The organism is Amycolatopsis sp. (assembly GCF_025464955.1).
In the GTDB taxonomy this organism is placed as follows: Bacteria; Actinomycetota; Actinomycetes; order Mycobacteriales; family Pseudonocardiaceae; genus Amycolatopsis.
In genome coordinates, this window is the sequence record NZ_JAODNM010000033.1 from 1 (window position 1) to 22,316 (window position 22,316).

The 22,316-nt window shown below is 66.5% G+C and carries 23 protein-coding genes and 2 pseudogenes; 14 read left to right on the top strand and 11 right to left on the bottom strand.

Annotated elements, in window-relative coordinates; all coding sequences use genetic code 11:
* Positions 1–476: pseudogene (locus JWQ81_RS06475) on the top strand (hypothetical protein); the annotation flags it as partial.
* A gap of 455 nt (positions 477–931) precedes the next feature.
* Here JWQ81_RS06475 and JWQ81_RS06480 read toward each other — a convergent pair.
* On the bottom strand, positions 932–1,639 hold the full coding sequence (locus tag JWQ81_RS06480; protein WP_297538576.1) for a TetR/AcrR family transcriptional regulator: 708 nt from the start codon (positions 1,637–1,639) through the stop codon (positions 932–934).
* 92 nt (positions 1,640–1,731) lie between these two features.
* Between JWQ81_RS06480 and JWQ81_RS06485 the strand changes: the two genes are divergently transcribed.
* Positions 1,732–2,121: an ester cyclase gene (locus tag JWQ81_RS06485; RefSeq protein ID WP_297538578.1), complete on the top strand. Its 390-nt coding sequence runs from the start codon at positions 1,732–1,734 to the stop codon at positions 2,119–2,121.
* 64 nt (positions 2,122–2,185) lie between these two features.
* Here the strand turns inward: JWQ81_RS06485 and JWQ81_RS06490 are convergent, their stop codons facing one another.
* Both JWQ81_RS06490 and JWQ81_RS06495 read right to left on the bottom strand, forming a co-directional pair.
* Positions 2,186–2,476 carry a hypothetical protein gene (locus JWQ81_RS06490; protein ID WP_297538580.1) on the bottom strand — a complete coding sequence of 97 codons (291 nt, stop codon included), beginning with the start codon at positions 2,474–2,476 and terminating at the stop codon, positions 2,186–2,188.
* A 794-nt stretch (positions 2,477–3,270) separates the two neighbouring features.
* Positions 3,271–3,714, bottom strand: coding sequence for a MarR family winged helix-turn-helix transcriptional regulator (locus JWQ81_RS06495; protein ID WP_297538582.1), 444 nt, complete (start codon positions 3,712–3,714; stop codon positions 3,271–3,273).
* Between the two features lie 127 nt (positions 3,715–3,841).
* Between JWQ81_RS06495 and pip the strand changes: the two genes are divergently transcribed.
* A complete protein-coding gene (gene pip, locus JWQ81_RS06500; RefSeq protein ID WP_297538584.1) occupies positions 3,842–4,792 on the top strand; it encodes a prolyl aminopeptidase in 951 nt (316 codons plus the stop codon).
* 176 nt (positions 4,793–4,968) lie between these two features.
* Here pip and JWQ81_RS06505 read toward each other — a convergent pair whose 3' ends face one another.
* Complete coding sequence (locus tag JWQ81_RS06505; protein WP_297538588.1) at positions 4,969–5,607, bottom strand: TetR family transcriptional regulator C-terminal domain-containing protein; 639 nt, start codon at positions 5,605–5,607, stop codon at positions 4,969–4,971.
* A gap of 130 nt (positions 5,608–5,737) precedes the next feature.
* On the opposite strand from JWQ81_RS06505, the gene JWQ81_RS06510 reads away from it, so the two are divergent.
* The 6 genes and pseudogenes from JWQ81_RS06510 to JWQ81_RS44810 form a co-directional block, all read left to right on the top strand.
* Positions 5,738–7,306 carry an alpha-L-fucosidase gene (locus tag JWQ81_RS06510; protein WP_297538590.1) on the top strand — a complete coding sequence of 523 codons (1,569 nt, stop codon included), beginning with the start codon at positions 5,738–5,740 and terminating at the stop codon, positions 7,304–7,306.
* A 30-nt stretch (positions 7,307–7,336) separates the two neighbouring features.
* Positions 7,337–8,044 (top strand): SGNH/GDSL hydrolase family protein, encoded by a 708-nt coding sequence (locus tag JWQ81_RS06515; protein WP_297538592.1) that lies wholly within the window; start codon positions 7,337–7,339, stop codon positions 8,042–8,044.
* Positions 8,002–8,238: a hypothetical protein gene (locus JWQ81_RS06520; RefSeq protein WP_297538594.1), complete on the top strand. Its 237-nt coding sequence runs from the start codon at positions 8,002–8,004 to the stop codon at positions 8,236–8,238. The genes JWQ81_RS06515 and JWQ81_RS06520 overlap by 43 nt, the downstream gene beginning before the upstream one ends.
* Complete coding sequence (locus tag JWQ81_RS06525) at positions 8,238–9,785, top strand: alkaline phosphatase family protein (protein WP_297538757.1); 1,548 nt, start codon at positions 8,238–8,240, stop codon at positions 9,783–9,785. The genes JWQ81_RS06520 and JWQ81_RS06525 overlap by 1 nt, the downstream gene beginning before the upstream one ends.
* A complete protein-coding gene (locus JWQ81_RS06530; RefSeq protein WP_297538596.1) occupies positions 9,785–11,098 on the top strand; it encodes a GH1 family beta-glucosidase in 1,314 nt (437 codons plus the stop codon). The genes JWQ81_RS06525 and JWQ81_RS06530 overlap by 1 nt, the downstream gene beginning before the upstream one ends.
* A 59-nt stretch (positions 11,099–11,157) precedes the next feature.
* A pseudogene (locus JWQ81_RS44810) lies at positions 11,158–11,301 on the top strand (DUF5808 domain-containing protein); the annotation flags it as partial.
* Positions 11,302–11,441: 140 nt separating this feature from the next.
* Here JWQ81_RS44810 and JWQ81_RS06535 read toward each other — a convergent pair.
* From JWQ81_RS06535 to JWQ81_RS06545, 3 genes are all read right to left on the bottom strand, one after another.
* Complete coding sequence (locus JWQ81_RS06535) at positions 11,442–11,894, bottom strand: DUF6292 family protein (RefSeq protein WP_297538598.1); 453 nt, start codon at positions 11,892–11,894, stop codon at positions 11,442–11,444.
* A 115-nt stretch (positions 11,895–12,009) separates the two neighbouring features.
* Entirely contained in the window at positions 12,010–12,351 is a 342-nt protein-coding gene (locus JWQ81_RS06540; protein ID WP_297538600.1) for a hypothetical protein, read from the bottom strand.
* Between the two features lie 32 nt (positions 12,352–12,383).
* A complete protein-coding gene (locus JWQ81_RS06545) occupies positions 12,384–12,824 on the bottom strand; it encodes an Hsp20/alpha crystallin family protein (RefSeq protein WP_297538602.1) in 441 nt (146 codons plus the stop codon).
* A 103-nt stretch (positions 12,825–12,927) separates the two neighbouring features.
* On the opposite strand from JWQ81_RS06545, the gene JWQ81_RS06550 reads away from it, so the two are divergent.
* Positions 12,928–13,533: an HSP18 transcriptional regulator gene (locus JWQ81_RS06550; RefSeq protein ID WP_297538759.1), complete on the top strand. Its 606-nt coding sequence runs from the start codon at positions 12,928–12,930 to the stop codon at positions 13,531–13,533.
* 45 nt (positions 13,534–13,578) lie between these two features.
* Here the strand turns inward: JWQ81_RS06550 and JWQ81_RS06555 are convergent, their stop codons facing one another.
* The 3 genes from JWQ81_RS06555 to JWQ81_RS06565 all read right to left on the bottom strand — a co-directional run bounded on the left by JWQ81_RS06555 (position 13,579) and on the right by JWQ81_RS06565 (position 16,699).
* Positions 13,579–13,821, bottom strand: a complete 243-nt coding sequence (locus JWQ81_RS06555) for a hypothetical protein (RefSeq protein WP_297538605.1) — start codon at positions 13,819–13,821, stop codon at positions 13,579–13,581.
* Positions 13,822–14,347: 526 nt separating this feature from the next.
* Positions 14,348–15,121 carry a maleylpyruvate isomerase family mycothiol-dependent enzyme gene (locus JWQ81_RS06560; protein ID WP_297538607.1) on the bottom strand — a complete coding sequence of 258 codons (774 nt, stop codon included), beginning with the start codon at positions 15,119–15,121 and terminating at the stop codon, positions 14,348–14,350.
* A gap of 126 nt (positions 15,122–15,247) precedes the next feature.
* Positions 15,248–16,699, bottom strand: coding sequence for an MFS transporter (locus JWQ81_RS06565; protein WP_297538609.1), 1,452 nt, complete (start codon positions 16,697–16,699; stop codon positions 15,248–15,250).
* Positions 16,700–16,936: 237 nt separating this feature from the next.
* Here JWQ81_RS06565 and JWQ81_RS06570 point away from each other — a divergent pair, with 237 nt between their 5' ends.
* From JWQ81_RS06570 to JWQ81_RS06585, 4 genes are all read left to right on the top strand, one after another.
* Entirely contained in the window at positions 16,937–17,851 is a 915-nt protein-coding gene (locus JWQ81_RS06570; RefSeq protein ID WP_297538611.1) for a helix-turn-helix transcriptional regulator, read from the top strand.
* Between the two features lie 745 nt (positions 17,852–18,596).
* Positions 18,597–20,171, top strand: a complete 1,575-nt coding sequence (locus JWQ81_RS06575) for an LCP family protein (RefSeq protein WP_297538613.1) — start codon at positions 18,597–18,599, stop codon at positions 20,169–20,171.
* Positions 20,172–20,204: 33 nt separating this feature from the next.
* On the top strand, positions 20,205–20,666 hold the full coding sequence (locus tag JWQ81_RS06580; RefSeq protein ID WP_297538615.1) for a DUF6542 domain-containing protein: 462 nt from the start codon (positions 20,205–20,207) through the stop codon (positions 20,664–20,666).
* Between the two features lie 70 nt (positions 20,667–20,736).
* A complete protein-coding gene (locus JWQ81_RS06585) occupies positions 20,737–21,105 on the top strand; it encodes a Sec-independent protein translocase TatB (RefSeq protein ID WP_297538617.1) in 369 nt (122 codons plus the stop codon).
* Positions 21,106–21,373: 268 nt separating this feature from the next.
* Here JWQ81_RS06585 and JWQ81_RS06590 read toward each other — a convergent pair whose 3' ends face one another.
* On the bottom strand, positions 21,374–22,252 hold the full coding sequence (locus JWQ81_RS06590) for a class I SAM-dependent methyltransferase (RefSeq protein WP_366942264.1): 879 nt from the start codon (positions 22,250–22,252) through the stop codon (positions 21,374–21,376).
* Positions 22,253–22,316: the final 64 nt, after the last annotated feature.

A 22,316-nucleotide genomic window follows, 5' to 3' on the forward strand; every position in this document is an offset into this window, starting at 1 on the left:
TGCTCGGCGCCGGGGTGAGGGTTCGCCAGCCCGAACGCACCTCCGCCTACGACAAACCCCTCGCCGAGCAGTTCGCCGCCGAGACTCCGGACCTGGTGGTGTCGAAGATGGCGAAGGCGCTGCGGGAAGGGAAAGTGTTCGTCGACTGGAGCCAGAACAATCCCTCGAAGAACACGGTCGCGCCGTACTCGCTGCGCGGACGGGAACACCCGACGGTGTCGACGCCGGTGACCTGGAACGAAGTACGGCAGTACCGACGTCCGGCATCACACCTTCCCCGACCAGGCAACAGCTCTGAACCGTGTACAGAGGTCGACCTTCGTCTCCCACGCCAGCCCCGGGCCAGCGGGCAGGGTACCCCCGTCGGGTACAGCGAGCATCGGCTCGATCCAAGCAGGCACGCTGGCCACGTCGACCTCCGATCCACCTGCGGCTGGAAGGCACCTGGAGCGGTGGGCCGCCACCACCGAACATAACCCGTTCGGCCCAGCGCTGCTCGATAGACACAGGTCACAGGCCCCTGTTAGCAAGCAGCAGGGGATACGACTTGCGCCGTGGGACACCTCTGCACTCACCGGATGTGCCTCGCCATTGACGCTGTGGCCGGCGTCGGCCCGTCAGAACAGCCCGATCTGCTCAACCGTTGGCGCGTCCGGAGTTTTTGGCGGTAGCTATGCATCGCGTTCGAGATCGAGCAACGTCGACCAGGGCCCGCGCTCGATCAGTTCCCGAAGTGTCGACGGTCACGGATGTAGTTTTCGGCACGTACAGCGCTGGGCGATCTCGCGGCCCGGCGCGGCCGTGTCGCGGACTCGGCGGTCCGGGCGGGGACCGCGGTGGTCACCGTGACGGCCTCGGCTTACTCGGCGCCGGGTGCCACTCCAGGTAGTCGCGCCTGTGATTGCTAGGCCGCCGATTCACGGGCTGCCCGCTAGGCGTCGACAGCGAAGGCAGCAAGCCCGGTCTCAAGCAGGTGCGCGGCGCGGCGGACGTCGGTGGTGACCGCGTCGCGCACCCGCGCCGGACTCCGGCGTCCGTCCAAGTACCTGCGCGAGGAGTTGACCTGGACGCTCCATAGGCCGAGCAGCGCGGCCGCGGCAATCTGAGGCTCGGGGTCGCGCGGGTCCAGCCCGGCCCGATTGGCTAGGACATCGCAGGCGGCGGCGGTCATCTGCTGGAGCATGTTGCGGTGGTGCGCCTGCAGCGCGGGCGTGTCGTGGACCATGGCTTCGAAGCGCTGCACCGCTTCGGCGGCCCAGGCCCTGTCGTCCTGGGCCTCCAGCCAGGAGGTCAGATTGTCCAGTTCGCCGGCCAGGATCTGCACCATGCCCTCAAGCGGCGTCGTTCCCGGATCAGCGAGGGCTGCCCGGAGGGCGGCGAGCAGGTCGCCCGGGAGGTCCAGGACCAGTGCTTCTTTAGTCGGGAAGTAGTTGAACACCGTCGTCGGCGAGACATCGCACACCTCCGCGATCTCCGCGACGGTGACGGCCTCGAAGCCGCGCTCCAGGAACATCTCGGTGGCGGTGTCGATCAGCATCTGTCGTGTCGCGCGCTTGCGCCGCTCCCGGCGTCCCATCGCATCGCGTGTGTCGGCGTCCAGTGCGCGCAGCGCGCTCCAGTCGACGGTGTGTGAGCCCATGGCCACAAAGGATAGCCATCTGCTTACGATCATGGTGCTACCATAAAGTTGTAGTGACACCACTTTAGTACCGCATCAGAAAGAGGCAGGTCATGTCGGATCTCGAGCGCAACAAGCAGGTCGTTGTCGACTACTACACCACCGCCTTCGCCGGGAACCCGGAGAAGGCGATCGCCGACCACTTCGGTTCGCGGTACCTCCAGCACAACCCGGACGCGCAGGACGGCCCGGAGGCGTTCATCGGGTTCGTGAAGTGGCTTCGGGGCGAGTACCCGGACCTGAAGCTCGACATCAAGCGTGTGATCGCCGAGGGCGACATGGTCGCTACCCACTCCCACCTGGACCTCGAGCCCGGCAATCCGGGCAACCCGGGACGGGCGCTGGCGGACTACTTCCTCCTGAAGGACGGCAAGGTCGTCGAGCATTGGGATGTGATTCAGGAGGTGCCCACGACCGCGGCGAACGATAACGGGATGTTCTGAACAGCCGCGCCTGGCGAACAACCATCGTCGGATGCCGCTGTCCCGCCACCGAAGTTCAGTCCAGTTATCCGTGCAGGAAAACATGCACGCCTGAGGTGACAATGTCGGCGATTTCCGCGTCGGACGGCATCGTGACGCCGGGGAAGGGGCTGACGAGGTGAAGTAGTCCACTTTCGGTGATCTGCTGCAGGTGCTGGGCAAACTCTCGTCGGACATGTAGCGGTCCTGTCTCCTGCCAGGCGTCGAGTGAGTCCTGCGGGATGTGACCTGCTTCTGTGTTGATCTGCCGGACCAGCGCGAAGTGCTCGGCGTATCCCGGCGCGGGCACCGCGACGTCCATGCCGAACGCGATCAAGTCTGCTTCGAGATGGACTTCCGGACCTGCGCCAGGTCGTCTGCGCGGATCGTCACCAGGGGTGCGTTGGGCTTTTCGTCGTCGTCGGCCTGGAACCCGTAGCAGCAGTTCACACTGATATGGCTGGAGCAAAACTGGAGCGGACGCGTGCGATCGTCGGCAATGAACGACAGTCAACGGCAACCTGGTGCACCGAACGACATGCAGTTTCTCTATCGTCGCAGGTCAGGGGGCTATTTGGACCATTCTGGCAGTGAGGGGGTCAGGGGTTCGAATCCCCTTAGCTCCACAAGTTTCATGATCGCCCGGCCTGCACGTTTCCGCAGTTCGGGCGTTATTTTTCGGTGCACCAAACATCGGTCCATTGTAGACTCGCGTTAAGTTACTGTTTGGCAACTGGGGCACATCGTGACCCCCTTTCCCAACGGGGTCACCAAAACTGCCCCAGCGCATTCACCCAACGGGGTGATTGTGGCAAGTATTTTTGGCCGCCGACCGTCAACGGTTCGCTGTTTCGCCTGCATAGGGACCCTTTCCGGGTCGAAGGAGTCGTCCTCCAAGATGTCGGGAGCCGTAGTCCAAGACGAGAGGAGGTGATATCCATTTTGGGCTACACGAATTTCCTCGGTGGACGGGACTTCATTCGATGAAGTGTCGTTGTCGTCTGCCGTATAGACATGACTTGGCGATATTGAGACCGGCTTGAGCTCCTGCTCGCCGATCGGCACGAACGTTGGGAACGCGATCTCCAAGAAACCGTGGTTTCGCCGCATACCGCGTTGTCACCTTTGCCGTCATTGAGCGGGCACCTGAGGCCAGGCGGTGTCCGCGGCAAGTTTTTCGACGATCCGATCGTGGAAACTCTTGCGCTTCAGTGCTTCCTCGATATCGGTAACGACTCGGCTTAGTGGATAGGGGATTTCCGCTTCGATCTCGATGACCGCAGCCTCGGTGGCACGCCATTCGGCAGCCAGCCTGTCGACGATGCGGACCGTTTTGGCCGTGAGTACCACCTTCTTGCTGCGGGCATCGACACCGGTCTTGGTCCGGACGAAGCCGGCCGCGCGCATCGCTGCCACCTTCTGACTCATAGCCGAGTGAGTGGCCGAAACCGACTCGGCTAGTTCGGTGATCGTCATCGGCCCGCGAGCATGCAGCCTGAGCAGCACCATCACGAAGCTCGGCTTGAGCCCCTCGATGTGCGCCTCAAGGTAAATCCGCGCGATCTCCGCGTCCATGCGTGCCTGCAACAACGACCACTCGCGCCACTGGCTCTGCGCCGTCGGGTCGGGACCACTGACCTGCGTCATCCGGCTATTGTAACAGCACTTGCATAAGTGCTGTTACAATAGCTATGTTGGGTTGATGGCTGAGCAGTATCCGGAGATCGAGCCCTACGCGTCAGGATCCTTGGATGTCGGCGAGGGACACGACCTGTACTGGGAGACGGTCGGCGATCCGGCGGGGACGCCGGCGCTGTACCTGCACGGCGGCCCAGGGCAGGGCTGCAATCCGGGCCACCGACGGAACTTCGATCCCTCCGCGTATCGAGCAGTGCTCTTTGACCAGCGAGGGTGCGGACGGAGCCGGCCGCTGGCAGATTCCGCCGCTGCCGACCTGAGCACCAACACGACCTGGCAGCTCCTGCTCGACATTGAGCGGTTACGTGAACACCTCGACATCGAACGGTGGGTCGTGGCCGGCGGCTCCTGGGGCGTCACGCTGGCCCTGGCCTATGCCCAACGGCACCCGGACCGGGTGACTGCGATGGTGCTCGCCGCCGTCACCTCCGGCACCCGGCGCGAGACCGATTGGATCACCCGCGACATGCGGCGGGTCTTTCCGCGGGAATGGGACACCTTCGTCGCCAATGTGCCCCAACACGAACAGGGCGGAGATCTGGCCGCCGCCTATGCGCGCCTGCTAGCCGATCCCGATGTCGCAGTCAGCAACCGCGCCGCAGAGCAGTGGTGCAGGTGGGAAGACACCCATGTCTCGCTCACGCCCGGTTGGGAACCCTGGCTGCGGTATCAGGACCCCGCATTCCAGCAGATCTTCGCGCGACTCGTGACCCACTACTGGAGCAACGGCTGCTTCCTCGACGACGACCCAATCGCCGCGAATATGCACAGAATCGCCGATATCCCGGCAGTACTCATCCACGGCCGGTACGACATCTCCGGCCCCCTCGACACAGCATGGGACCTCCACCACGCTTGGCCGGCCAGCCGCCTCATCGTCCTCGACGCGGGACACGGCGGCAACAACATGACCCGCGCCGTAGTCGACGCCCTCAACACTTTCGCCCACCGCTAGCGTCAGTCGTCGATGACCAGGTGACGGAAGTTGTGTACCTCGATCCGCGAAATATGCGAGCCCATCCGTCCCTTTCGACTCTGTGCGTCGTTCCGTTCCGAAGACCATCCCAGGACTCACCGTGGAGCGACGGCGTCCTACCACTGGCCGAAGCACCGGCTCAGGGGTGTGTAACGTCAGTCGGCCTTGCGCACCGGCGGCCGCAATCGTTGTTGGATCGTGTGGCGTTCGGTTTCGTTGAGCAGAAATCCGGTGAACAGGGCGCGGATAGCGGCGATGAGTTCGTCCGCTGTCGGCGGGTCATCGGGCTTGGCCAGGTGTTGCAGCATGAAACCGTCGAGCAGCGCGACAAACGCGGGACTGGCCGTGTCGGCGTGGGGGAATCCGACTGAGCGCAGGACCTCCTCGGTCGAGTGCCGAAACCGGTCGACAGCCTCGCTCACCGGTTGGCGCAACGCCGGGTTGCGGCGCGCTTCGAGGTAGATGCTGACCTGGGCGAGCGCGAGTCGTGGATCGACGGCGCGGTGACCGACGACGTCGAGCAGTCGCTCCAGGTCGCCGGCGGCCTCGCGGGCGAAGGAGAGGTAGTCGTCGATCTCTCGCTCGGTGTAGGCCAGCAAGGCTTCGGCGGCGAGATCGTCGATGGAGGCGAAGAAGTAGCCGGCGGTCGAGGACGCAAGTCCGGCGCGAGCGGCCACGGCCCGGTGGGTGATCGCCTGCGGGCCGCCTTCGGCGATGAGTTCGACGGCGGCCCGAAGCAACGCGTCACGGCGGAGTTGGCTGCGCTGTTGGCGGGGCGTGCGTGCGTCGACCATGACCGACCATATCAAACCTGGAGACGTGCACAGATTCTGTGGTTTAGTGACTGCGCTCGCTGCCGAGCCCGTCGCACCAGGACAGGCTCGGTCAATGGCGGCGCCGTGCTCGCCGGCGAAGGAGCTACCGATGTCCACTAAGGACTTGGCCATGACAAGCAGGCGAGGTTTCCTTGCGACCACTGGAATGGCGGGCTTAGCGCTCGCTTGCGGGACGGCCGGTCAGGCTGCGGCGGCCACCACGGCACCACTCTACGACGCCACTCTCACTTCATTGGCGCGACACCCGTTGCCGACGTGGTGGCGGGACGGCAAGTTCGGTGTCTTCGTCCACTGGGGTGTGTACTCGGTTCCGGCGTGGGCACCGACCGACTGGCCGCTGTCCAGCACGGCAGAGTGGTACTGGCTGCTCCAACAGCTCCCGCTCACTCCGTACTGGCAGCACCACCTGGAGACCTACGGTCCAGGTTTGAGCTACGACGACCTCATCCCGCGATTCGGCGCCGAGCATTACGATCCGGAGAGCTGGGCGGATCTGTTCGTGGCGGCCGGGGCTCGCTATTTCGTACTGACCAGCAAACACCATGAGGGCTTCGCACTGTTCCCCAGCGCGGTGAGCGACCGGAACGCGGCCGTACTCGGACCGCGGCGAGATCTGGTCGGGCCGCTGGTGATCGCGGCGCGACAACGTCGCCTGAAGACCGGCCTCTACTACTCGGTGCCGGAATGGTTCAACCCCGCACCACACCTGGGAGCGACCCTGGGGCGACTGCAGGACATCGGGCGTTCACTGGGCATGGGTACGACCCCGGCAGACCTGCTCGGCCCGATCGAGAACCTGCTTGCGTTCAACGAGTTGCCGCCGCGCAACGCCTACACTCAACGCCCGGTGGCCTACACCGGCTACCGGGCCGTCGACGACTACGGGGCGTTCGAGCGGGCGCAACTGCGCGAGATCATCGCCCGCTATCACCCCGACCAGATCTGGGCGGATATCGGCGGCCCGGAGGACTACTTCCAGGGCAACCGGATCATCGCCGAGTACTACAACCAGGCGGCGTTCCACAATCCGGGCGGGGTGGTGGTCAACGACCGCTTCGGCGATCTGAACACCCACCGGGACTACTCCGTCGTCGAGAACGGCGGAACGTATCAGAGTGGCACCCTGTCCGGCGCGCCCTCGGAGACAGTGCGCACCATGGGTAATTCCTGGGGCTACAACACCAACGACACACTCGCGCCCGCCGAGACATTCATCCGCGAACTCGTTGTCGCCGTGGCCAACAACTCCAACTACGTGCTCAACATCGGCCCGCGCGCCGACGGCACCATCCCGCAGCCGATGGCCGATCGTCTGCGCACCATCGGCGCCTGGCTCGGCATCAACGGCGAAGGCATCTACGCCACGCGCCCCTGGACCCAACCTGACGCCACCTCCTCGGCCGGCGCCGTGTACTTCACCACACGCCCGGACACCACTCTGTACCTGACCACATTGTCCTGGCCCGGACGCGAACTCCGGGTCACTGCACCGCTCCCGCTGTCCACAGGCACCCGGATGGTCCTGCTCGGCTCCGACGGCAAGCCCCTGCCGTGGAGCCGGAACGCCGACGGCGTCACCATCACCATGCCCGCTGACGGAGACGAGCACGCCGCCACCAGCAGCCAGTACGCCTTCACCATCCGAATCACCGATTGACCCGGAGTTCCGGGACGGAGAGGAATCGCCATGCCGGCACGGAGCGCACGCCGCGTCGGGTTAGCCGTTGCCCTCGTTGCCTGCGTCAGCACGACCTTCGCGACCGCGGTGACGTTCACCGCCGCACCGCCGGCCAGTGCTGCCACGGGATACCACGAGTACGTCGCGCTCGGCGACTCCTACACCGCCGACTCGGCTCTGACCTGGCCCTCGGTGCAGTTCGTGCCGTTCGGCTGCGCACAGTCCACCGACGACTACCCGCACCAGGTCGCGGCCGCCCTCGGTGTCGCTGACTTCACCGACGCGTCCTGTGGCGGCGCCACGACCGACGACATGACCCAGCCGCAGTCGACCCCACTGGGTACGAACACGCCGCAGTCCGATCGGCTGACACCGACGACCGACCTGGTGACCTTGGGCATCGGCGGCAACGATGCCGGGTTCATCGGATACGTGAGCCAGTGCGAGAACTCCAACCCCGATCCCAGCTCCGGCAACTGCGCAGACACGTTGACCACCAACGGTGTGGACCAGATCTCGCAGTCCATCGCCGCGGCCGAGCCGAAGATCGCCACGGTCCTCGCGCAGATTCACCAGCGCTCACCGCAGGCGCGCGTGTTCGTCGTCAACTACCTCGACGGGCTGCCACTGACGGGCACGGCTGCTACCCCACGCTCGACATCCACGACACCGACGTGGCCTATCTGTCGGCGAAATACGTCCAGCTCAACGACATGATGGCGCGAGTTTCGGCGACAGGCAACGCCACCGTTGTCGACACCTACACGGCCGCCCTCGGCCACGACGTCTGCTCAGCCACCCCCGACGTCGCCGGCACCGACCAGTTCCCGCCGCTGCACCCCGACGACGACGGCGCGTACGCGCAGAGCCGGATCGTCACCAGCACGATCAAGGGCAAGGAGAATCCGTGATGAGGACGTTCTGGACGGCGCTATGCTGCGCGGCGGGCATGATCGCCGCGATGGTGGTCATGGCCCCCGATACGACAGCGGCACCCAACGCCGGCGCGAGCGGAAACCTGATCGTCAACGGAGACGCCGAAGCCGGGTACTGCACCACCGACTGGCACGCCGCGACAACCGTGCCCGGGTGGACGATCACCGCCAACAGCCCCAACATCATGTGCGACACCGCGGCAAGGTTCACGCATCCGGCCAGTCCCACGCCAGGCAAGGCGTTCTTCGCTCCCGGCGACCAGGGTGACGCCACCATGACCCAGAAGACCACGGTAGCCTCGGCAGCCGCCGCGATCGACACCGGAACGGTCAGGTTCGACCTGTCCGGCCAGTTAGGCGGCTGGACCTACTATCCGGGATACGTCCAGGTATCCCTGACCTTTCTCGACAGCGCAAACCACCCACTCGGCGGCACCGGCCTGCCGACCGTGACCGCCCTGGATCGTGGCTTGCAGACAGGTTTCCTCACTCGGACAACCTCGGGGACGGTGCCGACCGGAACCCGATCGATAACCGTTCAGGTCCAGTTCCTGGACAGCGGGTGGCTCAACGGTTACGTGTTCGGCGAATCCGGCTATGCCGACGACCTCGCCCTCACCCTGTCCACACCGGTCACCACGCCGATCCTGAAGCCGCCGCCATCGACGGTCCCCGGCTACGACCACGTCTTCGTGATCATGATGGAGAACTCGGACTACTCCCAGGTCACCGCGGCTGACAACGGAATGCCCTACTTCCACAGCCTGATGGACAAGGGCACGTCGATGTCGAACTACCACGCCGTCTACCACCCCAGCGACGAGAACTACCTCGCCATCGCCGGCGGCGACACGGCTGCGACTGGGGCCGTGTACTGGCCGAACATAAAAGATCCGGGCCGCAACCTCGGCGACGAACTCGAAGCGAACGGCAAGAGCTGGAAGGCCTACGAACAAGGCATGGGCGTGCCCTGCAACGACGACCCCAGCACCGTGCACACCTACGACTCCTACTACGCCCCCGACGACGCGCCGTTCATCAACTACACCGATATCAGCGGCAACCACGCGCGCTGTCAGGCGCATCTGGTCGATACCAGCCAGCTCACCACCGACCTCGCGGCCGCCGGCACCACACCGGCGTTCTCCTGGATCGCGGCTGACGACTACTACGACGGCGAGGCCTCCGGCAACGGCAACGCGACCAGCCGGCGGGTACAGGACGGCTGGTTCAAGCAAACCATCGACCCGATCCTGGCGTCGCCCGCCTGGACCACCCAGAAATCGTTGCTGATCCTCACCTGGGATGAGGACAACCCGGTCATCGGCGACCCGGACAACCATGTCGCAACGCTCGTACTGGGTTCGCAGGGATCAGTGCCGGCCGGCCGCACGAGCGCCACCCGCTACGACCACTACAGCACCGCGCGCACCGTCGAGGACGCACTCGGTATTGCTTCCTTCACCGCCAATGACCGTTACGCCACACCGCTCAACGACGCCTTCACTGCCGGAACCAGCTGATGGGCGACTTTCCCGACGGCTTCCAGTTCGGCCTGGCCACGTCCGCCTATCAGATCGAGGGCGCCGCCGCGCTGGACGGACGCACCCCGTCGGTGTGGGACACCTTCTGCCGCAAGCCCGGCACGATCGCCGACGGCTCCACCGGCGACGTGGCCTGCGACCACTACCACCGCTGGGCCGAGGACGTCGCGCTGATGGCCGACCTCGGTGTAGACGCGTACCGGCTCTCGGTGTGCTGGTCACGGGTCCAGCCTGACGCCGGCGGAGCACCGAACGAGAAGGGGCTGGACTTCTACAGCCGGCTCGTCGACGCGTTGCTGGAAAGCGCCATCCAGCCTGTGGTCACCCTGTTCCACTGGGACCTGCCGCAATGGGTGCAGGACGCCGGCGGCTGGCGGCGGCGCGACACCGCCGACCGGTTCGCCGAGTACGCCGCGGTAGTGGCCGCGCGCCTCGGTGACCGGGTCGGCACGTGGAGCACGATCAACGAGCTGTTCGAGCATTTCGCCCTCGGCCACCTCACCGGCGAGCACGCGCCCGGGCTCACCCTCGGGCTGGCCGACGGACTCGGCGTGGCGCACCACCTCCTGCTCGCCCACGGCCGGGCCGTGCAGGTGTTGCGCGGCGAAGTCGACGCACCGATCATGGGCATCACCAGCTACGCGCCAGCCGTGCCGTCCGCCGACGGCGACCACACCGCGGCTCAGTTCTACGACGTACTGCAAAACCGGCTGTTCACCGAACCGATCCTGCAAGGCACCTATCCCGATGAGGTCGCGGCGCTTCTCGCACCGTTCACCCGGGACAGGGACCTGGAGCTGATCGCTGCGCCGCTCGACTATTGGGGCGTGAACTACTACTCGGTCAACGCGGTCCGCGCGGTCGACCGCCCCATCCCGCTGGAGGTCGTCGCACCTGCCGGTTACCACCTGACCGACTCCGGGTGGGCCGTGTCCCCGAGTGGCTTGACCGACGTCCTCGTCGGCCTGCGCGAGCGTTATGGCGAGAAGCTGCCTCCCCTGGTCGTCAGCGAGACCGGCTGCGCGTACGCCGACACGATCGACGCCACCGGGCAGTGCCATGATCCGGACCGCGTCACGTTCCTCGCCGCACACATCGATGCGATGACCACCGCGATCCGTGCCGGAGTGGACATCCGCGGCTTCTACGTGTGGTCGCTACTGGACAACTTCGAATGGGCCCAGGGGTACACCCGACGTTTCGGTCTCGTGCACGTCGATTTCTCCACCGGCCGCCGCACACCGAAGTCATCATTCACCTGGTACCAAAGCCTGATCGACACGCGAAGCTGAGCTTCCAACCAGCGCAGTTTCGGTGATGGCGAACAGCTTCGTGATCCTCAACGTCGACCCGCGACGACCAGGTCCTACTGGTTCCGCGCCGGTTCGGTCTGGGATGGACACTCAAGGGTGGTTTCCGGGACGCCGGCAGGTCGGGGGGCGCCCTGCTGACGCTCCAGCACGGGGAGTCGCATCCCCTGTCCTTCCGAAGATGATCACGTCGCGGTCGTAGATGAGCCGCCGAAGCTCTGCGGTGGGCTCGTTGAGGTGCTCGTCGACGTGCTCGCGGGTGTCGCCGCGCGGTGTCAGCGCGAAGCTCACCGGCAGCCCGAGTCCGCCCTCCCACCGTGTCGGGTCACTGGCGAGCCGGGTCGGCCTTCAGAGTGACGCGGTGCAGCAGACGGGTGAGGTCGTCGAGTGGCCCTGCGGGTCGCAGGTGGGGTGGGTGCGGCTGGCCGAGGGTGTGATCGTCAGCGTGCAGAGCGGCGATGAACCCGGCGACCGTGCTAGGAGGTGGAGTAATGGTGTCGCCGGCGAGGTAGCGCAGGACGATCAACTCTTCCCCGGAGTGGCTTTCGATGGCTGCGGCCCAGCCGTGCCGTTCATCCCAGAGCAGCGCGAGGTCCCGATCGGGGTATTCGGGGTGGCGCGTGTCGAGGGCGACGTAAGCCGATACCGAGGTGTCATGGTCGATGGTGCAGGACTCGAGACCGATGTCCAACTGCTCGGTCACCGCGCGCAGATAGGTGCGCAGAGCGAGGATCGCGGGGTGCGCGGGACCGCTCGGGAGTTCGGTTGCCGGGAGCACGACGGACGACATCCTTTCGAGGCATGGGGACAGGGGGACCGTCGGGTGGCGGGGAGCCGTGCGCCGGCTCCCCGCCACCCGGGCGGACCCGCAGACCGCGCTCGCGACCCGGGGCTCACTGTTCGGACCGCAACGCGGCGGGCGGGTTCGTCGGGTGGTTGATCCTTCGGACAGGCATCACCTTCTTCCTCAGGCACGTCACTGGCCAGCGGGTGCGAGGCGGGGACCGTTCCCGTGCGCTCACCTGCCGGGCGACAAGAGGAACACCCGGGCACCTCCGGCGGCGGACCGGCGCCGCGGCGTGGTGCGGGTCGTGGCTACGGGACTGCGGGCGTGGGCCGCGTGGAGGCCGGGCGGACCAGGCAGCGTTCATCAACTCGTCGAACTCCGCCTGGATCGTCTCCTCGTCCAGCAGGAGGAGCAGTGCCACCGCGGCCGGCACCTCGATGGTGTTCATGGCGATCACCTCGGTCGCGAGGCGGCGGGATATCAGGCCCGGATTTCCTTGCGGTCCCCGCCGGTGGCGGAAATCGCGATACGCCGCGGTTTGGCTTTCTCCGCGATCGGGATACGCAAGGTCACGACACCCGCGTCGTAGTCGGCATTGATGTGCTCGGTGTCGAGAGTGTCACCGAGGAACAGCTGGCGGGAGAACACACCCAGCGGACGTTCGGCGACCTGCATCTGAACATCGTCACCGGTGGATACCGGGCGTCGTTCGGCTTTGACGGTGAGCACGTTGCGCTCGACGTCCAGTTCGATCGCCGTGGGATCCACGCCGGGCAGGTCGAACCTGACCACGAACTCGTCGCCGTCGCGGTAGGCGTCCATCGGCATCGCCGTCGGCTTGGACCAGGTGCCGGTGGGTGTGCCGAGCAGCTGCTGGGTGAGCCGGTCGAGGTCGCGGAACGGGTCAGTGCGCATCAACATGGGTTCCACCTCCAAGTTGTCTTCTCTGGCGTCAACACGCACCACTGTTCTAACATGTCATCGAAACGATGACAAGTAGGGAGTCGTCGAAAGGATGACGAAAATGGATGTGGACCCGCTCGCTGCCGTCCGGCCCCTGCTGGTGTCGGTGCTCGCCGCACGCGACGGGACGGCTGAGCAGGGCGAGTTGCTGGCGGCGTTGAGCGCGCTGCGGTCGCTACGCGAGGAACTGTCAGGCTGGGAGCCAGAGCTGATCACCGCTGCCCGCGCCGCGGGCGTCAGTTGGACCGCGCTCGCGCCCGCGCTCGGCGTGGCTAGTAGGCAGGCTGCTGAACGCCGCTACCTGCGCCTGCAGCCGTCTAGCACCGGCGAGAGAACAGGTGAAGCCCGCGTCGACGCCCAGCGCGCCCGCAGGGCCGGAGACCGCGCCGTAGCCGACTGGGCCCGGGAACACACCGCCGCACTGCGGGCGCTGGCCGGGCAGGTCAGCGCCTTGGAAGACCTCGGCACGGCGGCGCAGAAACGTGTCACCCAGCTCAGTGAGGCCCTCGGCGACGACGACCCGGCCGCGCTTCTGCGTCCCCTCGCCGCGACCCACCCTCATCTCGGCGATCAGCACCGCCACCTCGCGCACCAGGTCGGCGCCATCACCGAGCGCACCGACCAGGTGCGCCGCGACGCCACCCATCGCGGCCACCCTCCGAAGTGACGGGCGCGACGGACAAGCACAGACCGACCGCCTCGCCGGGCCGGATCAGTCGGTGACCGGCAGGTCGGCGTCGGCCGACCGTAGTTCAGTGTTGCGGCGCTCGGAGTCGTGGAGCTGGTCCTCAAGGGTGATGATGCGGCAGGCAGCATCGAGGCTGCGCAGGAAACCCTGCGTCACGCCGAGCATGTCCGCGGCTCGGCCCATGGTGTAGGCGGGGTACTGGTCATCGTCGAACTTGTCGGCCCCACCCGAACCGGGCACAGGGGTCTCAGGTTGGTCAGGAATCATTCCACCTCCACAGCACAAGGGACCCCGGGTGCCGTGTGCGGCGCCCGGGGTCCCGAGGGTTGGGTTTCACCATTGTCAACCGACGTAGACGTCGGCTTCCTGTATCCGCGGTGTCCGTCCGAGAGGCGGACGACGCAGAGATCGCTTATTCGTAACCGAGAACCACCTTCCAATCCGATGGGACTGCGGCACCCGCGCGGCGCAACTACCCGGCCGCTGCGGGCGATCCAATGATGAGACGCTTTCCTTCCTTTTTCCCGTGTTTCCTTACCGTGTATCACTTCCACTGCTGCGGCCGTCACCGGCTGGGACCCCTTCACTGATCGGCCCCGGCACGCGTCATGCCTTCTATGAGTCAACGGGCTTCCGGGCAGTTGCCCAGGGCCTATCGCCTCATGAGGTCCTCCCGCGGCGTCGAGCTCTTGGTCACGCTCGGCAAGGTTTTCGTTGAGGTCAAAGACTTGTTACTGCTGGGTGGTGGACACGACCGCAGGACGTCCAGCGGTGTTCACGTCAGCTGACTCCGTCAGAAGCCGGGGAACACGCGGCGCAGGTCGTCGAGAGTGACGCTGCCCTCGACGGTGACGCCTTTGTCGTACGGTGCCTTGAGACGACCGCTGACCAGCCGGACGAACGCCTCCGCCGACCCGTTGAACGTCGAGGAAGGAGACTCCAGGTGGTTCACCACAGTGACCGCATCGTCGATCACCAGACCGCCGCCGGGGATCGCGACGGACACCGGGTTCGCAAGCTCGGCCGGCTTCGCGAGGAAGCTCAGCATGAAGCCCACGGGCCCGGCGAAGAGATCGACGAGCACCGCGGCCGAGCCGGCGTCCACCCCGGCGTTCGGGTCGAAAGCCACGCGCACGTCCCACGAGTGGTTGGCCACCTCGTTGAGCCGCATACCCAGGGCGGTCAGCAGCGGGACCGGCTCCGGAAGGAAGCCGAGGTCGACGGTCAGCGACGAGCGCTGCTCAGGCGTGAGCGCCTCGACCGTGTCAAGCCAGCGGCCGTCGTACTCCAGGAAGCCCTCAGCCTGCGTTCGCGGAGCGGACGCGTCCCAACGAGCCCAGATCGTCTGGTTGTCCTCGGCCACCACGGTCTGTCCGGCGGCCACGGCAATCGGTGTACGGCCGATCTCCGCGCCACTGCCAAGGTGGGAAAGGGCCTGGGCGACGGTCCACTCCGTGGCGCCACTGGCAGCGGCCAGCTGGTCGTCGGTAAGGGTGCGGACGAGGCCGGCCAGCGTGGCGTGCTCGGAGCGGAGGGCGATGATCGTGCGGTCCACGAGTTGACTCATGCCACACTCAACTCCCGAATGGACGCGTCTGTTCCGCAGATCACCATGCCAGGCAGATCAACAAGGCCACCCGGACGTGGCCGACCCGTAAGGCGCCGGCCGGCAGCGCGCACTTACCCGTCCGGGTTACTGCGCAGTCGACCGGTCGCTGCGCAGGAACAGGACGCTGCTGAGGAGGCCGATGAGCACGATGGCGGCGTTCACCGCGATCGCGACCTTCAGGCCGCCGAGGATGGCCGTGGCTCCAGTGCCGACTATCGCGGCGGTGGAGACGGCGCTCATGATCGGCGTGCCCATCGTGATACCGACCTGCTGGGTCATGGTGGCGAGGCCGACTGCCAGGCCCTGCTCGTGGTCGGCGAGCCCCGAGGTGGCGGTGACCATGAAGCCCACGATGACGAGCAGGTTGCCGACACCGCCGGTGAAGCTGGCGACCAGCAGCAGCCACATCGACGAGCGGTCGTCGCTGAGGAGGCCGATCATGGCCGCGGTGGACACGGCCTGCAGGATGCCGCCGACGATCAGCGTCTGTTTGGTGCCGATCTTCCCGATGACCTTCGCCGCCGTAGTGCCGCCTAGGACCGTTCCGAGGCCGAGAACGCCGAAGCACAGGCCGGCGGTAAGCGGGGAGAAGCCAAGCACCTTCTGTAGGTAGAGGGTCAACGGGAAGACCAGGGAGGTTTCGGTGAGGAACGCAAGCAGACCGGCGAGGTTGCCCCAGGCCACCGACCGCTTGCCGAGCACACCGAGCGGCACCAGCGGCGAGGACACCTTGCATTCGACGGCGTAGAACACCAGCAGCAGCAGCACACCCGCCGCCAGCGACAGCAGGGCGCTTGCCGAGCTCCAGCCCTTCTCGCCCGCCTGGGTGAGCCCGAAGATGATGGCCAGTAGACCGAGCGTGACGCTGACGGCGCCGGGCACGTCCAGCTTGGGGCGCACGTCGGGCCGGGACTCGTTGATGACCCTCGGGGCGATGAGCAGCACGGCGAGTGCGACGGGCACGTTGATGAAGAACGCCCATCGCCACGACAGCAGGTCGGTCAGCACGCCGCCGAGGATGGCGCCGGCGGTGAACCCGCTGGACATCAGCGCCCCGTTGAGTCCGAGCGCCTTCCGGCGGAGCGGTCCCTCCGGGAACGAGGTCGTCAGCAGCGACAGTCCGGCAGGGGTCACAGCGGCGGTGGCCAGCCCCTGGAAGATGCGGGCGGTGATCAGCATCCCCGGGTTTTGTGCCAGCCCGCCCACGATCGAGGCCACGCCCAGGACCGCGAGGCCGCCGAGGAACAGCCGGCGACGGCCGAACAGGTCTGCGACCCGGCCGAAGAACAGGGTGAAGCCCGCCGCGCACAGCGCGAACGAGGTGGCGATCCACTGCAGGTCCGCCAGTGGGAAGCCCAGGCTCCCACCGATCACCGGCAGCGCCACGTTCAGGATGGCGAAGTCCACGGCCAGCATGAACTGCGCTGCGAGCAGCAGGACGAGCACCAGCCGGAGCCGGGGGGTGAGCACGGCTGATGCCGTGCCGACGGCAAGGCCGGACCCGATGCCGGTCACCTCCGTATCATTGACAGACATGACGTCGAGTCCCTTTCCTCATGGTTCCTGACACGCGGCGCGTTCGGTCACGTCAGTCGCGGTTACGGATAAAGGTTCGTCGACGTCCAAATTCCCAGCCAGAACCGTGCCTTGCACAGTCAGCGCGAGGGTAGTCATCACGGGACCACCCTTACGGCTTCCGACCTTCGGACCCGGCGGGCATGATGGGAGGTCAGTGGCCACAGCTCGCAGCAGTCCGCCGATCCGGAGGCATGGATGGACCTCTCGTCCGAGCTCGGCGAATTCCTCAAGTCGCGCCGCGCCGCGGTGCGCCCCGAGGAAGTCGGCATCACCTCGCACTTGCTCCGCCGCCGCGTCACCGGGCTGCGCCGCGAGGAGCTGGCTGTGCTCGCCAGCGTCAGCGTCAGCGTCACCCACTACACCCGCCTCGAACAGGGCCGCGCCCCCAGTGTCTCCGACGGATTGCTGGAGGCGATCGCGCGCGCCCTGCGCCTCACCGACGACGAGACGGCCCACCTGAAGGACCTCGCCCGGCCTGTTGCCGCGTCGTCCCGCCCCGCGCTGCCCCGGGTGGCGCACACCAGCGCCTCGGCCCGGCAGCTGCTGGCGGCCATGACCGACGTACCGGCCCTCGTCCTGGACCGGCGCAACGACGTCCTCGCGTGGAACCAACTGGGCCACGCGCTGCTCGCCGGTCACCTGGCGCCCGAGAGCCCTGACGCACCCGCCACCCGCCCCAACCTGACCCGGATGCTGTTCCTGGACGAGCAGTACCGGGAGTTGTACACGAACTGGCACGACCAGGCACTACTCGCCGTGGCCTCGCTGCGTCTGGTCGCCGGTCGCCACCCCGATGACCGCTCTCTGGCCGAGCTTGTCGGTCAGCTCAAGATGAACTGTGACGAGTTCGCCTCTCGCTGGGCCCGACACCCGGTGCGCACTTGCACCTCCGGAGTGAAGCAACTACGTCACCCACTAGTCGGTGCCATTGAACTCAGCTTCGAGAATCTCGTTATCCCTGGCACCTCAGGCCAGCGCCTGATCGCCTATACGGCGGAGCCCGGCTCGCCGTCGGAGGCGGCATTGCGGCTCCTGGGCAGCGCGACGGCTCCTGAGGCGCAAGACACGACAGCCGTATGGCGCCACATCACTGCCCCGGCGGTGCGGTGAATGCGGCGTCTTTGAATGTCGTGCGTCACCTTCGCGTGCAATATTGAGTTCCTCGAATTCTCGTGATTGACTCCTCCCTTGTCTCGCCGGCTTATGGCGACGACACGTGCCGCCCCTCGAGCGCCATTTCCCGCGTGCGTAAGCCACATCCAGGCCAAGTCCGAAAACAGGACCAGGGCAGTTCAGGGCGCGCGTCCACGCAGGGCGCCGCCGGCGTGGAACTCAGCGCCCTGAGCGTGGGACTCGCGATGTGCACCCGGTGCTGTCGGCGAGTCCCACGCTGACGGAGCCGAGTCCCACACCCGGTTCCGCCACCTACGACCGAAGAGTCACATTCGTGCGCCGGCGTTCCGTTGCCGGTGATCGTACGAATACGCGTCGTCAGCGGACTCGGCAGTTGACGACACGAGCCAAGGACAACGCCCGGTCGTAAAATGATTAGCCAACGGTAAATAATGAGTACGTCGGCACCCGACCAAGCAAAGCTTTTTCGCCGGATGTGGCGCCGGTCCCATTTCGACGTGTATTCACGACGGTAGGCAACCGGAGCCGATGATCACACGTCTTGACACCAGGTTGTCCTGTATCGCGGGAAGGATTCTCGGTGACGGATAGGAATGGGGAGAGGCCGGGCCGCGGGGCGCCCGGACAGCGGCGCGACTACCCGACGCGACGTCCTGGCGTACCGGCTCGCCCTACCCCGGCACCGCGGGACGCTCGCGCGAGTGAGCCGCGGACCGTCGCAGTGTCGGCGCCCGCGAACGCGCCGACCGCGCGCCGCCGCTCAGGACGCCGCCGGGGGCGCACCATCGGCGCGGTACTCGTCAGCGCTGTGTCACTCGTGGTATTCGGCGCGACCGGCTACGCCTGGACGCAATACACCAGCCTCATCGCAGGACTGCACACCTCCAATGTCCTCGGCGGCGGCACCGCACCGGCCTCGGTCCACGGCGACACGAACATCCTGATCATGGGGCTGGACAGCAGGCTCGACGAGAACGGCAACCCGCTCCCCCAGAACATCTACGACGCCCTCCACGCCGGAGACAGCCAAGACGGCGGCTACAACGCCAACGTCCTGATGCTCCTGCATGTACCGGGTGACGGCAGCAAAGCCACCTCCATCTCCATCCCCCGCGACGATTACGTCGACCTACCCGGCTGCCCCGACCAGCAATGCAAAGGCAAGATCAAACAGGCCTACGGCCTCGCCCTCGACGCCAAATCCAAACAACTCGCCGCGCAAGGGGGCACCGACAAGACCCAGCGCGAACAACAAACGCGCGACGCCGGCCGCTCCGCCGAAATCGCCACCGTCCGGCAGTTCCTCGGCGGTGTCGCGATCGACCACTTCACCGAAGTCACCCTGGTCGCGTTCTTCCAGATCGCCCAAGTCGTCCAGCCGATCACGGTCTGCGTCAGCGAAGACACCCAGGACAGCTACTCCGGCGCGAACTTCCACCAAGGACAGCAACAAGTCAGCGCCGAACAGGCGGTCGCGTTCGTCCGCCAACGCCGCGACTACGTCCACCCGAACCTGAACTTCACCGATCTCGACCGCGAACGCCGCCAGCAGGCGTTCATCGCTTCGCTGGCCTTCCAGCTCAAGAACGGTGGCGTGTTCACCAGTCCGGCGAAGTTGCAGGGCATCCTCGCGGTGGCCAAACAGAACATCGCCATCGACTCGGGACTCGACCTGCTCAGCTTCGCCCAGCAGGCCTCGAACCTCACTGGCGGCAACATCAGCTTCGTCACCCTGCCGATCGACCACTTCGGCAAAGACCCCAACGGACAGGACGTCAACTTCGTCAACCTGGCCCAGGTTCGCGCCACCGTGCAGCAGCTGCTCGGCACCACCCCGGCCGCCCCCACCCCGGCCCCGGCAGCGGGCCCTGCCGCACCCGCGGCAGCCACCGGCACCGTCGACGTGATCAACGCGACGTCACGCACCGGACTCGCCGGCCAGACCCAGCAACTCGCGGTCGCCCACGGTTTCACCGCCGGGACCACGAGCACGGACAGCAAGCACCTGAGCCGCTCGAAGATCTACTACGGCACCGGCGGATCCGCTGGTGCCACCGCGCTCTCGGGCTTGCTGGGCGGGATCACCACCGCGCACGACACCGCCCTCGCCGCGGGCCACGTACGCATCGTGATCGGCGCGGACTTCGTCCTGCCTGCCGCCGGCAGCTCCACACCGCCACCGAACCCGGCAGCGGCACCGGCACCGGCACCGGCACCGGCACCGGCAGCAGGAGCGTCTGACAACCCCAACGCGTTGAGCAGCCTCAGTGGCGGCGGCATCCCCTGCGTGAAATAACCGACCACGGCTACGACGACAGGCAGGAAGATCATGACCGCCAGCTCACCAACCAAAGGACCGTCCACACCGGACTCGCCTTCGGAGCCGGCGCCGCGCAGGCGCGGGCCGTCGGCGCTGGTGATCACCCCGGCGGCACTCGTGGTGTCGGTCGGCGCAGGCGCTCTGGACATGCGACTGAACCACACGCTCGGCGTGCTGTTCGCCACGGTGTTCATTGTGGCCTGCCTTTCCGCCGCACTCACCGTGCGCCGAGGCAGCCTGATCGAGGTGATGCTGGCGCCGCCGATGGTGTTCGTCGTGGCCGCCGGGATCGACGTCCTGCTGTTTCGCCAGCCAGGTGGCGGAACGACATTGACCGTGCTGGCCGTCGCGCAACCGGTGGTGACGCATTTCCCGGTCATGATCGGCGCCACCGCACTGACGTTGCTCGCGGGGATCGTCAGGCTTGTTTTGCAACGCCACTCCGCGGGGCACGGACAGGCACTTACCTGAGGTCAGTGGGAACACCACCAACGGCGTCACGCAGCAGAGGACCAACTACCGGTAGCGAGGGGCCACGCGCATGTTCGGTCTGAGTCTGGAGCACATCACGATCCTGGTCATCGCCGGGCTGTTCATCCTGGGCCCCGAACGACTCCCCGGCGCCGCCGCGTGGGTGGGCACCACACTGCGCAAGGTCCGAGATCAGGTCGCGACCGCGCGCGACCAGATCAACACCGAGCTCGGCCCGGAATTCGAGGAGCTGCGCAAGCCGCTACAAGACCTCCAAGCCCTGCGCGGGCTCGACCCTCGCACCACAATCTCCCGCTTCCTCACCGACGACACACCCCAGCCACCAGCCGCTTCCCCGGCTGTCGGCCCGCAGGTCACCCAGGCCTCGGCGCTCCGTGAGCCCGGCTCCACACCGACCGTCGACATGGACGCGACCTGACCCTCAGGTTTGAGACCCACAGACACATTTCCGGCTCTTGTGTCGTATCGTTCACCGAGGGCGAGTCCCACACTCAGACCGACGAGTCCCACACCCAGCTCCGGACACCGGCTTTCGCCGTACACCGACACGACCCGACCGGCCTTCGCACCCACCAGAGACTCCCCCGCCGCCCCAGTCCGTGCTGCGGTAAAACGCAGCCAGACCACATCACCAGCACCCACTGCTATCGCGGACCCACACAGACGACCGACAGAAACATTTCCTACTACTGTGGACGTAACGCGGCTCGGGCCATGTCCAGTTCGGTCGTCAGCCTGTCGATCTCGTGCCGCTGTGCGGCAACCTTCTCGGCCAGCTGGTCGCGGTAGGTGGCTTCTGCGGCAGCGTCGTACTGCATCTGCAACACCCTGGTGTACAACCCGATCCGGTTGTTCTCCAGCTTCTCCAACAACACCGACTCGGTGTACGGCCGCAACGCCGCCAGCAGCTGCTCGTCGGCGGCCGACCCCCGCCTCATCAGCACACCCAGACCGAACACCGCCGGCACCACCACGAAATGCCAGTCATCCCGGGCCGCGGAGAGCACGTCCTCGACGGCCGTCGCGACACCATTGCGCTCACCACCCGCCTGCTGCGCCACGGTGAATGCGCCGAGCCCGACAAATCCCGCAGGGGTCAGGCCGTCGTGCCATACCGTTGGCCCGTCCTCGCTCGCCGGGTGCCTGTCGGCGAGACTGAGCAGCGACGGCTCGTAGTACAGGTCCCGGCGCGACCACGGCCACAGCACGTCGTGCATCACGACCACAGCATCCGGCGCGTTCGCGACGATCCAGCGCAACTCCCGCTCGACCACCGCGTAGTTGTGATCACCATCGAGTACGTAGAGCTGCGCCGGTGGCAGGTCGGGCAGTACCTCGGGCGAGGGTTGCTCGACCAGGTGCAGCGCGTCGTTGCCGGCGAGGGTGGACCGCAGCCGATCGCTCGGTTCCGGGTCGACGCAGTACACCGCCGACGCACCCAGCTCGACGTAGATTCCACTGACTTGACCGGATTCGACGCCGATCTCGGCGACTGTAGCGATTTGCCGGTGGGTGAAGACGATCTCGAAGATCTCCCGGAACACCGACAGGGAGTGCAGGAGCAACGGCTGGCTCCTCGCCTCGCGTATCTGGGTGTGCGGATCGTCGCGGCAACCCAGTGACGGCCTC